The sequence below is a fragment of the Streptomyces echinatus genome, from assembly GCF_014203595.1.
In the GTDB taxonomy this organism is placed as follows: domain Bacteria; phylum Actinomycetota; class Actinomycetes; order Streptomycetales; family Streptomycetaceae; genus Streptomyces; species Streptomyces echinatus.
Genome location: NZ_JACHJK010000007.1, coordinates 113388 through 124964 on the forward strand (window position 1 = coordinate 113388; position 11577 = coordinate 124964).

An 11577-nucleotide genomic window follows, 5' to 3' on the forward strand; every position below is an offset into this window, starting at 1 on the left:
GGTCCGGGCGTCACCCCGTGGCCAGCACCCCGGTGTAGTAGACCGTCCCCGCGCACGCCCCGGGTACCACCGCCGTCGCCGTCGGGGCACCGCCCTGAGCCGTGTGGCTGATCGCGACGCTGCCGTCGGCCGTGCCGTCCTCGGTGGCCAGCTGGGTCGTGGTGCCGTCCGCGCCGGTGGTGTCGGACGTACCGCCGGAGGCGCTCGTCTCCTGGGTCTGCGTCGGGTCGGGCGAGGGCTGGCCCGTGTCGGGTCCGTCCGTGCTGCCGCCGGTGGTGGGACAGGTCTCCGAGGGCACGAAGGCGAACTGTTCCTCGTACACCGCGCCGGGCTGCAGGACCAGCGAGGTGACCTCGAGGGACGGGTCGGGCAGGGTGGTCGCCGCGTCCCCGGCCACATGCCGGACCACGCTGATCTTGGACTGGTCGGCGGCGCCCTGGGCCGTGGGCGTGACGGTGCCCGGGCCCGCGACCGTACAGGCCGCCTCGGAGACGTTGGTGACGCGGAAGCTGCCGTAGACGGCGCCCGCGGAGTCGGGGGCGTTCACGGTGCCGGTGGCCGAGCCCAGCTGGATCGCCGTGCACAGCGGGACGTCCGCGGACAGGGTGGCGGAGGGGTCGATGCTGCCGGGGGCGGTGCCGGTGTGGCCGCCCTTGTCGTGCTTCTCGTCGGGCTTGCCGGGCTCCTTGCCGGGCTTGGACGTCGGGCTCCCGGGATCCTTCGGGCTGCTCTTGCCGGGGCCCTTGTTCTCGCCCTGGCCGGTGCCGCCCTGGGCCTGGGACGACTGGCCGGCCATGGCGGTGTTGGGGTCCGAACCGCCGGCCCGGGAGACGTGCACGAGGGCGGGGATCGCGGTGCCGATGAACAGGGCCGCCGCGGCCACGCCGACCACGGCCTGCCGCTTGCGGGCGCGGCGCGTGGGTACGGCCCGGCGCAGGTGCTCCAGCGTGCCGGAGCGCGGTTCGAGGTCGTCGACCGCCGCGTGCAGCAGGCTCCGCAGAGCCGACTCGTCCGAGCCGAGCCCGTCGAGGTCGTCGAGGCCGCCGAACCCGTCGCTGCCCGGGCCGGGCTTCTCGGGGCCCTTGTCGTCGGGGCCGTGGTTCACAGTTCCGTTCCCAGCGTGCGATTGCGTGTGCTCTGGCGCGTGACGCCCCGTCGGCTCGCGCCGGGCGCGGGGCTCGTGACGTTCGGGGGAGTGGTGCTCACGGGAGTGACCGTCAAGGGAATCGCCCCCTTCGGCGTCGGTGCTCATGCCGGTGCCTCCATGGCGACCCGCAAGGCGGCGATGCCCCGCGAGCCGTACGCCTTCACCGAGCCCAGGGATATGCCGAGCGTCTCGGCGACCTGAGCCTCGGTCATGTCCGCGAAGTAGCGCAGCACGAGGACCTCGCGCTGGCGGCGCTGCAGGCCCTTCATCGCCTGGATGAGGTCCCGGCGCTCCAGCCGGTCGTAGGCGCCCTCCTCCGCGCTCGCCATGTCGGGCATCGGCTTGGAGAGCAGCTTCAGGCCGAGGATGCGCCGACGGAGCGTGGAGCGGGAGAGGTTGACGACCGTCTGCCGCAGATAGGCGAGGGTCTTCTCGGGGTCACGGACGCGCTTGCGGGCCGAGTGGACGCGGATGAACGCCTCCTGGACGACGTCTTCGCAGGAGGCGGTGTCGTCGAGGAGGAGCGCGGCCAGGCCGAGCAGCGAACGGTAGTGCGCGCGGTAGGTCTCGGTGAGGTGGTCGACGGTGGTTCCGGCGGCCTCGGTCGCCACGCCACCCGCGGGCTCCTCGGCACCGTCACGCTGGCTGGGTATGCGGGCGGGCCGCGCTGCGGGCATGGGCGCGATCACCGGCATGCCGCCGGCCACGCCGGGCCGGCGTGCTGCGCGGGGCCGCAGGGCCGTGCCGCCACGGGCCACACTGAGTTCGAGTACCTCTGCCACGCCAGTTGGACACGTTTCCCCCCTCGGGGGTTGTACGTGCCGGACGTCACATGTGCGACGACCGTCGGTACCTCAAGTGACGACATGCGTCCCGCTCTTCCCTTATGTCCTATTTGAACGGGCGTCCCCACGCCCCGATCACGGCGTCCCCACGCCAGGATCATCACGTCCCCAGGTCACGCAAGGGTGACCGCAAAGACGCTCCCCGCCCTCCGTACGGTTGCGGAGGGCGGGGAGAGAAATCCCCTGCTGCCAAGAGGGACGGTTCAAGAGATCTGGACCATGCTCCCGGCCACACTGCTTACGAAGATCCTACAAAGCCGTCAGGCGCGGCCGGGCGGCTCCGTGGTCTCCGCCGCGATCAGCTCCGCGAGCTGCGCGCAGTTCAGTGCGGCACCCTTGCGCAGGTTGTCGCCGCACACGAAGAGTTCGAGCGCGGTCGGATCGTCCAGCGCCCGGCGCAGCCGGCCGACCCAGGTCGGATCGGTGCCCACCACATCGGCGGGGGTGGGGAACTCGCCGGCCGCCGGATCGTCGCAGAGCACCACGCCCGGCGCGGTGGCGAGGATCTCGCGGGCGCCGTCGACGGCGACCTCGCGCTGGAAGCGGGCGTGGACGGTCAGCGAGTGCGTGGTGATCACCGGCACCCGTACGCAGGTCACGGCGACCGGCAGCCTCGGCAGGCCGAGGACCTTCCGGGACTCGTCGCGGACCTTCATCTCCTCCGACGACCAGCCGTCCTCCCGCAGCGACCCGGCCCACGGCACGACATTGAGCGCGACCGGGTCCGGGAACGGCCCGGTGTCGTCCCCGACGGCCCGCCGCACGTCCCCGGGCTTGGTGCCCAGCTCGGTGCCGGCCACCAGCGACAGCTGGGCCCTGAGCGTCTCCACCCCGGCCCGCCCGGCCCCGCTCACCGCCTGGTACGACGACACCACCAGCTCGCGCAGGCCGAACTCGGCGTGCAGCGCGCCCAGGGCGACGATCATCGTCAGCGTCGTGCAGTGGGGGCTGGCGACGATCCCGCGCGGACGGGACCGCACCGCGTGCGGATTGACCTCGGGCACCACGAGCGGCACCTCCGGGTCCATCCGGAAGGCGCCGGAGTTGTCGACGACGACCGCGCCGCGCGCGGCGGCGACCGGCGCCCACTCGGCGGCGACCTCGTCCGGGACGTCGAACAGCGCGATGTCGACCCCGTCGAAGGCGTCCTCCGCCAGGGCCACCACCTCGATCTCCTCCCCGCGCACGGCCAGCTTGCGCCCGGCCGAGCGGGGGGAGGCGATCAGACGGATCTCACCCCAGATGTCCGCGCGCTGGGACAGGATCTGGAGCATGACCGTGCCGACGGCACCGGTCGCTCCCACGACCGCGAGCGTCGGCTTGCCGGTCATCGGACCGCACCCCGGCTCATCGGCCGGTGCCTCCGTAGACGACCGCCTCGTCGGTGTCGGAGTCGAGCCCGAAGGCGGTGTGCACGGCACGGACGGCCTCCGGCACGTCGTCGGCACGCGTGACGACCGAGATGCGGATCTCGGAGGTCGAGATCAGCTCGATGTTCACGCCGGCGTTGCTGAGCGCCTCGAAGAAGGAGGCGGTGACGCCCGGGTTGGTCTTCATACCGGCGCCGACCAGGGAGATCTTGCCGATCTGGTCGTCGTAGCGCAGCGAGTCGAAGCCGATGCCGGAGCGGTTCTTCTCCAGTGCGTCGATGGCCTTGCGGCCCTCGGTCTTCGGCAGGGTGAAGGAGATGTCCGTCAGACCGGTGGAGGCGGCGGACACGTTCTGCACGACCATGTCGATGTTGATCTCGGCATCGGCGATGGTGCGGAAGATCGCGGCGGCCTCGCCCGGCTTGTCCGGCACGCCGACGACCGTGATCTTGGCCTCGGAGGTGTCGTGCGCGACACCGGAGATGATGGCCTGCTCCACCTTCTGGTCCCCAATCGGCTCACTGCTGACCCACGTGCCCTGCAGTCCGCTGAAGCTGGACCGGACGTGGATCGGGATGTTGTAGCGGCGGGCGTACTCCACACAGCGGTGGAGCAGCACCTTGGAGCCGGAGGCCGCGAGCTCCAGCATGTCCTCGAAGGAGATCCAGTCGATCTTCTTCGCCTTCTTCACCACGCGCGGGTCGGCGGTGAACACGCCGTCGACGTCCGTGTAGATCTCGCAGACCTCGGCGTCGAGGGCGGCGGCGAGTGCCACGGCCGTGGTGTCGGAACCACCGCGTCCCAGCGTGGTGATGTCCTTCTTGTCCTGGCTGACGCCCTGGAACCCGGCGACGATCGCGATGTTGCCCCTGTCCAGGGACTCGCGGATCCGGCCCGGCGTGACGTCGATGATCCGGGCCTTGTTGTGGACCGAGTCGGTGATGACGCCGGCCTGGCTGCCGGTGAAGGACTGGGCCTCGTGGCCCAGGTTTTTGATCGCCATGGCCAGCAGGGCCATGGAGATACGCTCTCCGGCGGTCAGCAGCATGTCGAATTCACGCCCGGCAGGCATCGGAGAAACCTGCTCGGCGAGATCGATCAACTCGTCCGTCGTGTCGCCCATCGCGGAAACGACGACGACAACCTGGTTGCCGTTCTTCTTCGCTTCCACGATCCGCTTGGCGACGCGCTTGATGCCTTCGGCATCGGCTACGGAGGAGCCTCCGTACTTCTGCACGACAAGGCCCACGTGCGCTCCTCGCTCGGTTCGTTTGTGTCGGCTCAGTCTATCGAGCGTCCGAATGCCACCACCGCGCTCCCGCATGGTGAGACGTCGGACGCCCGCGACCGGCACCTGCCCAGCCTTCGGCGGACCACTCGGCAAAGTGCCCCGGCTCACACCGCGCCGGGCCCGGCGCTACTCGCCCTGGCGGATGCCCAGCGGCGCGCCGATCTCCTGGGCCATCACCCGGCCCGCCTCGAACTCCAGGGTCTCGTCGCCTATGGCCGGCTGATCGGTGTCCAGGCCGTCCAGCTCCTCCAGGGGCTGGTTCAGGCGGACGTGGATGAGGACGGACTGGAGGGCGCGCAGCACGGCGGAGGCCGTCGGACCCCAGTTGGAGAAGTAGGAGAACTGCCACCACCACAGCGCCTCGGTGGTGCGGCCCGCGCGGTAGTGGGCCATGCCGTGGCGCAGGTCGGTGATGATGTCGGCCAGGTCGTCCGAGATCCGGGCCGGCACGGGCGCCTTGCGGGGCTCGTAGGGGTCGAAGACCTCGGAGTAGACGTCGACCGGGTCCAGCAGCCGGGCGAAGTTCTCGCGCAGCTGGTCCACGTCCGGCTCGGGACCCGGGTCGGGCTCGTAGCGCTCGTCGGGGACGATGTCCTCGTGGGCGCCGAGCCGGCCGCCGGCCAGCAGCAGCTGGGAGACCTCGAGCAGGAGGAACGGGACCGCCGATTCGGGTTCGTCGCCCCTCGCCACCTCTGTGACCGCCACCAGGAAGCTCTCCACCTGGTCCGCGATCTGGACCACGAAGTCGTCCGGGTTCTGCGTCGTGTCGTGCAGCGTGGCGTCAGACATCTAGCAGTCGTCTCCCCTCGAAGGCGCGGCCGAGGGTCACCTCGTCCGCGTATTCCAGGTCGCCACCCACCGGGAGGCCGCTGGCCAGGCGGGTGACCTTCAGGCCCATGGGCTTGATCATGCGGGCGAGGTACGTCGCCGTCGCCTCGCCTTCCAGATTCGGGTCCGTGGCCAGGATCAGCTCCGTGACGGTCCCGTCGGCCAACCGCGCGAGAAGTTCTCGTATACGCAGGTCGTCGGGTCCCACGCCCTCGATGGGGCTGATCGCGCCCCCGAGCACGTGGTAGCGGCCCCGGAACTCACGGGTCCGCTCGATCGCGACGACGTCCTTCGGCTCCTCCACCACACAGATGACGGCCGGGTCGCGGCGCGGGTCGCGGCAGATGCCGCACAGCTCCTCCTGCGCCACGTTGCCGCAGGTCGCGCAGAAGCGGACCCTGGCCTTCACCTCCAGGAGGGCCTGCGCGAGCCGCTTCACGTCCGTCGGCTCGGCCTGCAGGATGTGGAAGGCGATCCGCTGCGCACTCTTGGGACCGACGCCGGGCAGCCGCCCCAGCTCGTCGATGAGGTCCTGGACCACGCCTTCGTACAACGGACTGCCCTTCCTGGAGACCTTTCGGTACGTACCGTAGTTGTCTTCCGCCTCCGCCCGGAAGCCGGATGCGTCAGAACGGCAGTCCCGGGATGCCGCTGCCGCCGCCCAGGCCCTGGGCCAGCGGGCCGAGCTTCTGCTGCTGCAGCGTCTGCGCGTTCTCGTTGGCCGCCTGTACGGCCGCCACGATCAGGTCGGCGAGGGTCTCGGTGTCCTCCGGGTCCACCGCCTTGGGGTCGATCTTCAGCGCCCGCAGCTCGCCCGAGCCGGTGACGGTGGCCCGCACCAGACCGCCCCCGGCCTGCCCGTCGACCTCCGTGTTCGCCAGTTCCTCCTGCGCCCGCTGCAGGTCCTGCTGCATCTTCTGCGCCTGCTGGAGCAACTGCTGCATGTTGGGCTGGCCACCGGGGATCACGATCAGCTCCTCGCCGTTCTACGCGTCGTCGTCTCGTATGTTTTCTCCGTCGTCAACGAGCCTACGTGGTCCACGCGGCCACTGCCCCGCCACTCTTTCGAGTGAGAATGACGGCTGTCCTATACCTGATCAAGGCCCTCTTCCGAGCGGAAAAGCTGGGAAAGCTTCCTCTTCGCCACCCATTGGGCGGTAGGAAGGTGCCCGCGCGTCGGCATGGAATGTCACGCATCGTGACCGGTCGTGAGCAGTAGGGAGTGCCGGGTGGGTCAGCCGGAGATGCAGCCCGAGGGTCCGCCTCAGGACGGGCGGGGCGAGGGTGCGGCCGGGCTGCGGCCGGGCGATCTGACCGGGCGGGCCTTCCCGCTCGGGGACTGGGGCGAGCCGGCCGAGCGGCTGGACGAGCTGTACCGGTGGGTGGAGCGCCGGGCGCTGGAGACCGCCGACTGGTATCTGCGGGACCGGATCTGGAAGCGGCGCGGGGCGCGCGTGCTGCGGGTCGGGACGGCGGCCGGGGCCGTGGTGGGCGCGGCGCTGCCGCTGCTGGATCTCACCGGGGCGGCCGGCCCGGTGGCGCCCTGGGGCTGCCTGGCGCTGCTGCTCGCGGCGTCCTGCGTCGGCGTCGACCGCTTCTTCGGGGTGACGTCCGGCTGGATAAGGGACGTGGCCACGGCGCAGGCGGTGCAGCGGCGGCTGCAGGCTCTGCAGTTCGAGTGGGCGTCGGAGAGCGTGCGGGAGGTGCTGGGGCCGGCGGAGGGCACGGCGAGCGAGGCGGCCGAGCGGTGCCTGTCCGTGCTGCGGCGCTTCTCGGAGGACGTCACGGAGCTGGTGCGCACGGAGACGACGGACTGGATGGTGGAGTTCCGCACGGGTTCGGCGCCGCTGGGGATCCAGACGGCGGTGGCGGCGGTGCCGCGGCAGGAGGCCGGGGGTGCGGGTGGGCGGTTTCCGCTGCCGCCGGCGAACGGGAGCCGGCCGAACATGCCGCGGCAGCGGCCGCCGGAGCCGCGCTAGCGGTGTGCGGTGCGCGGTGCGCCTGGAGGCCGAGGTCGCTGCCGTGATGCTGTCGGGTGCGGGTGCGTTGTGGCTGGTCGCGCAGTTCCCCGGGCCCCTTTGGGGCGCCTCGTGTGTGGGGAGTTCAGGCGCACAGCTTCATGCCTTCCGGGGTCCAGCACGGTACGTGGCCGTGGGTGCGGATGATGCTCTGGCCGTTGCCCCGGGAGAGGTAGGTCAGGAAGCTGGAGGCCAGGGAGTCGGCGGGCGGGCTGCCGTAGGTGTACGCGTACTCGATCTCCCGGTACGGATATCCGCTGCGGCCGTGCTCGATGGCGTCCACGGACGGGGCGTCGCCGTCGAGGTTCAGCACCCGGACCCCCTTCGCCCGCGTGGCCAGGTTGAGCTCGCTGTAGCCGACCGCACCGGGCAGCTCGGCCACCTCCGCCAGCACCTGGTCGGTGGAGTCCAGCTCGCAGCGCGTCACCGGCGCCGACGGATAGTCCTTGCCGACGCAGTCGACGGACGAGTTCGCCATCTCGCCCTCCCTCAGCACCCGCCGCTGGAAGACCTGCCGGGTACCGGAGTTGGCGTCCCGGCTGACCAGATGGACCGGCACCGGACGCCCGCCCAGCTCGCTCCAGTCGGCGACGCGCCCCTGGTACAGCTCGCGCACATCGGCGGTGGACAGGTTCCGTACCCCCACATCGTCGTTGACGACGAGTGCGAACACGGACAACGCGACCCGGGTCTCCCGCAGTTCGGGCAGGTCACCGGGCTTGGGCCCGTCCGAGAAGGCGACGACGGCCGGTGCCCCCTTCCCCTTCGCTGCGACGCCGGCCACCGCCAGCTCCCGGATGCCGGCCGTGGATCCGTGCACGTCGACCTCGACGGCCGCCCCCGCACAGTCCTGCGCGTACTCCGCCGCCACCTCCCGGAGCACCGGCGCGAACGCCGTCGACCCGATCAGCTTCAGCCGGCCCTGCTCGCAGCCGACCGGCGGCGGACTGTCGTCACGGACCACGACGATGCCGGCGAGCGTCATCACGCACACCGTCAGCATGATGGTGATGAGCCGGGAGGCGCGGCTGAACAGGGGCGGCTTGTCGTCCGGCGTGGCACTGCGGTTGGGGTGCACCTCGCCCTCCCGGATCCCGCCGATCAGCCGGATCTCCCGGCCCACGTCACCGCCGGACAGCAGGACCAGCAGCTTGAAGTGGTCGCCGCGGTTGAGCGGGACGCGCGGGATGCGCAGGGTGTTGCCCTCGTAGCCGAAGCCGCGCTCGGCGGTGAAGTGGTCCATCAGATGGTCGGTGTCGGTCGGCTGGGTGACCGACACCCCTCGGATGGTCCGGTCGGCGAACACCGCGGTGAGACCGTGCCGTTCGGGGCTCGTGTAGTCGTCCCGGTCGATGCCCTGCGAGCCGTCGTTCTCGATGCGCAGCAGGACGAGCGTGGCGTCCTCCATGCCGGGCGCCTCCAGGAAGAGCCCGAGGCGCCGGTTGACGCGCCCCGACCGCACGTCGTCGCCTATCGGGTTGTCCGTCTGCACCCGATAGCCGATCCGCTTGCGCCGTGGCACCCGGCGCTCGTACCAGACCATGCCCGCGGACGCGGCGATACCCAGCACCGCGGTACCGACGGCGACGACGTTCTCCGCGCTCAGCCACTCCATGTGGGTGCCCCCGCCACTCCCCGGAGCCGGATGATGGTGGAGTCACGGTACGCGCGCGGAGGTGCGCCGGCGTGCGCCGCCCCCGAACGTTCGCCCGCCGTTCAACAACCTCATGTGCACCGGGAGCCGGACCCCGCCCCGGTCACTGCTTGTTGTACGTCAGGCTCTCCCCGCCGCTCGCCTTCGCCCGCTTCAGCCGCCCGTCCGGCAGCAGGGTGACCTCGGTGGCCTCGCCCGGGGTGCAGGAGGAGGCGGGTTCGCCGGTGGTGACGGTGGACGGCCCGATCTCCAGCGGGCCGTTCCCCGTGGGCTGTTCGGCCAGGTCCGCCTCGAAGACGCAGTGGTACGACCCGCCGCCCTCGGCCGGCCCGTCCGCGACCAGCGTCAGGACGCTGTCACCCACCTCGCCCTGCCGGATGGTCAGTTCGCGGGTGTTGTATCCGCCCGCGTTGTCGATGGTCGTCCGCCAGGTGCCCAGATAGGCGTCCGGGACCGCCCCGGCCCCGGTGGTGGAGGCGGACGGGGACGGCGCGGAGCCGGTCGGCGTGGGCTCGCCGGAGCCGGACGGCTGCCCGGAGGTGGCGGTGGGCGCGGGGCCGACGGTGCCGCCGCCCTTGTCGTCGGTGCCGCCGTTCCTCATCAGCGCGTAGACGGAGCCGCCGGCACCCAGCGCCACGATCAGGGCGATCACGATGAGCAGCGCGGTGGACCGGCCGCGCCGCTCGGGCTCCGCCGGCATCCCGGCGGCCGGCGGCCCGTACGGCGGGGTGGAGCCGAGCCCGCCGCCCGCGTAGGGGTTGTACGCCGGCTGTCCCGCGCCCCAGGCCCCGGGACCGGGCTGCTGCGGATACGCGTAGGCGGCGGCCTGAGGGGGCTGCTGGGGGTGCGGCGTCCCGTACGCCGCCCCCGGCACGGCCCCGTACCCGGGAGTCGCCGGCGGCACGCCGGGCGGCGGCGGAGCCTGTGCGGAAGCGACGGTGGGCAGACGGTCGACTCCACCGTCGGAAACGGCGGCATGCTCAGGAGACCCACCCAGCCCTCCGGCACCACCGGCAGCCCTCCCCCCACCGGCAGCCATCCCGCCACCCCCGGCACCACCGGGCACCCCGGCGGGCATCCCGGCACCCTCGGAGGACACCCCGGCACCCCCGGCCGGCACCCCCGCACCCCCGGAGCGCACCCCGCCCCCGGCACCACCCGCACCCGCCGGGCCACCGGCACCGGCCCCCGCCGAGACCCCCGCGGACGCACCCGCACCCGCACCCGCCGACGGCGCATGCCCCCCACCAGGGCCACCCGCACCCGACGACGCTTCCCGCACGGGTGGTGCGGGCGGGAGACCCTCCCCCGACGCACCCGCACCCGAAAACGCACCCGCACCCCCGGACACACCCTCACCCGAAGACGACGCCCCCTCACCCGCACCCGAGGCCCCGGCCCCCACCCCCCGCTCCGGGTCCTCCACCTCCAGCAACTGCACGGCATGCCGCCCCAGCTGCGCGACCAGCGAACTCGGCAGCCAGGGATCCCGCGACCGCCCCCCGGCCACGGTGTCCTCCACCCCCGTCCGCTCCAGGATCACGTCCAGCGAAGGCCGGCCCTCCGGGTCCTTGCGCAGGCACTCCCGCACCAGGTCGGCGATCCCCTCCGGCACCCCCGTCAGATCCGGCTCCTCCTGGGCGATCCGGAACATCAGCGCGTGGACGCCGCTGTGCGAGGTCCCGAACGGCAGCGCCCCGGTCGCCGCGTAGGCGAGGAGGGAGCCGAGGCAGAACACGTCGCACGCCGGCGTGATCCGGTCCCCGCGCACCTGCTCGGGCGCCATGAACCCGGGCGACCCGACGAGCGACCCGGTCCGCGTGAGCCCCTCCCCGCCGGAGGTCGCCGTCTGGCGTGCCCGCGCGATCCCGAAGTCGATCACGCGCGGCCCGTCGATGGTCACCAGCACGTTCGACGGTTTGAGATCCCGGTGCACGATCCCGGCCGCGTGGATGTCCTTCAGCGCGTGCGCGAGCCCCGCCGCCAAAATCCGTACCGACCGCTCGGGCAGCGCCCCGTGATCGTGCCCGACGACCTGTTGCAGACTCGGCCCAGCCACATACCCGGTCGCCACCCACGGCACGGCCGCCTCGGTGTCCGCGTCCAGCACGGGCGCGGTCCAGTACCCGCCGACCCGTCGCGCGGCCTGCACCTCCTGCCGGAAGCGGGCCCGGAACTCCTCCTGCTGGGCCAGCTCCTCGCGGACGAGCTTCACGGCGACGGTCCGCCCCCGGTCCGACCGGGCCAGATACACATGCCCCATGCCGCCGGCGCCGAGCCGCGCGAGCAGCCGGTAGGCCCCGATGCGCTGAGGGTCCCCCGGTCCCAGCTTCTCCATCCCCGTGCCGCCTTCCGCCCCCATAGTTCCGCGACGATCGAGGATAGTGGGCTGGTACGACCACCGCCCCGGGGCCGTGGTCTACG

Annotated in this window: 10 protein-coding genes; 1 reads left to right on the top strand and 9 read right to left on the bottom strand. The window is 72.2% G+C overall.

Features of this window, described 5'->3' with window-relative positions; translation table 11 throughout:
• Positions 1 to 10 precede the first annotated feature (10 nt).
• The 7 genes from FHS34_RS20345 to FHS34_RS20375 all read right to left on the bottom strand — a co-directional run bounded on the left by FHS34_RS20345 (position 11) and on the right by FHS34_RS20375 (position 6449).
• Positions 11 to 1105 (bottom strand): hypothetical protein, encoded by a 1095-nt coding sequence (locus tag FHS34_RS20345; RefSeq protein WP_184967433.1) that lies wholly within the window; start codon positions 1103 to 1105, stop codon positions 11 to 13.
• 143 nt (positions 1106 to 1248) lie between these two features.
• The gene (locus FHS34_RS20350; protein WP_184967435.1) at positions 1249 to 1929 is read right to left on the bottom strand and encodes a SigE family RNA polymerase sigma factor; all 681 of its coding nucleotides are present in this window, start codon (positions 1927 to 1929) and stop codon (positions 1249 to 1251) included.
• Positions 1930 to 2252: 323 nt separating this feature from the next.
• Complete coding sequence (locus FHS34_RS20355; RefSeq protein ID WP_184967443.1) at positions 2253 to 3323, bottom strand: aspartate-semialdehyde dehydrogenase; 1071 nt, start codon at positions 3321 to 3323, stop codon at positions 2253 to 2255.
• 16 nt (positions 3324 to 3339) lie between these two features.
• Positions 3340 to 4611 (bottom strand): aspartate kinase, encoded by a 1272-nt coding sequence (locus FHS34_RS20360; RefSeq protein WP_184967445.1) that lies wholly within the window; start codon positions 4609 to 4611, stop codon positions 3340 to 3342.
• Between the two features lie 168 nt (positions 4612 to 4779).
• Positions 4780 to 5442: a DUF5063 domain-containing protein gene (locus FHS34_RS20365; protein ID WP_184967447.1), complete on the bottom strand. Its 663-nt coding sequence runs from the start codon at positions 5440 to 5442 to the stop codon at positions 4780 to 4782.
• Complete coding sequence (gene recR, locus FHS34_RS20370; RefSeq protein WP_184967449.1) at positions 5435 to 6034, bottom strand: recombination mediator RecR; 600 nt, start codon at positions 6032 to 6034, stop codon at positions 5435 to 5437. Before recR ends, FHS34_RS20365 begins: the two co-directional genes overlap by 8 nt.
• A gap of 73 nt (positions 6035 to 6107) precedes the next feature.
• Entirely contained in the window at positions 6108 to 6449 is a 342-nt protein-coding gene (locus FHS34_RS20375; RefSeq protein ID WP_184967451.1) for a YbaB/EbfC family nucleoid-associated protein, read from the bottom strand.
• A 261-nt stretch (positions 6450 to 6710) separates the two neighbouring features.
• On the opposite strand from FHS34_RS20375, the gene FHS34_RS20380 reads away from it, so the two are divergent.
• Entirely contained in the window at positions 6711 to 7460 is a 750-nt protein-coding gene (locus FHS34_RS20380; RefSeq protein ID WP_184968085.1) for an SLATT domain-containing protein, read from the top strand.
• A 124-nt stretch (positions 7461 to 7584) separates the two neighbouring features.
• Here the strand turns inward: FHS34_RS20380 and FHS34_RS20385 are convergent, their stop codons facing one another.
• Both FHS34_RS20385 and FHS34_RS20390 read right to left on the bottom strand, forming a co-directional pair.
• Complete coding sequence (locus FHS34_RS20385; protein ID WP_184967453.1) at positions 7585 to 9114, bottom strand: substrate-binding domain-containing protein; 1530 nt, start codon at positions 9112 to 9114, stop codon at positions 7585 to 7587.
• Positions 9115 to 9256: 142 nt separating this feature from the next.
• Entirely contained in the window at positions 9257 to 11491 is a 2235-nt protein-coding gene (locus FHS34_RS20390; protein ID WP_184967455.1) for a serine/threonine-protein kinase, read from the bottom strand.
• Positions 11492 to 11577 lie beyond the last annotated feature (86 nt).

Coding starts and splice junctions, on each gene's coding strand:
- FHS34_RS20355 (WP_184967443.1), bottom strand. CDS start 3,323: ATGACCGGCAAGCCGACGCTCGCGGTCGTGGGAGCGACCGGTGCCGTC.
- FHS34_RS20365 (WP_184967447.1), bottom strand. CDS start 5,442: ATGTCTGACGCCACGCTGCACGACACGACGCAGAACCCGGACGACTTC.
- FHS34_RS20385 (WP_184967453.1), bottom strand. CDS start 9,114: ATGGAGTGGCTGAGCGCGGAGAACGTCGTCGCCGTCGGTACCGCGGTG.
- FHS34_RS20390 (WP_184967455.1), bottom strand. CDS start 11,491: ATGGAGAAGCTGGGACCGGGGGACCCTCAGCGCATCGGGGCCTACCGG.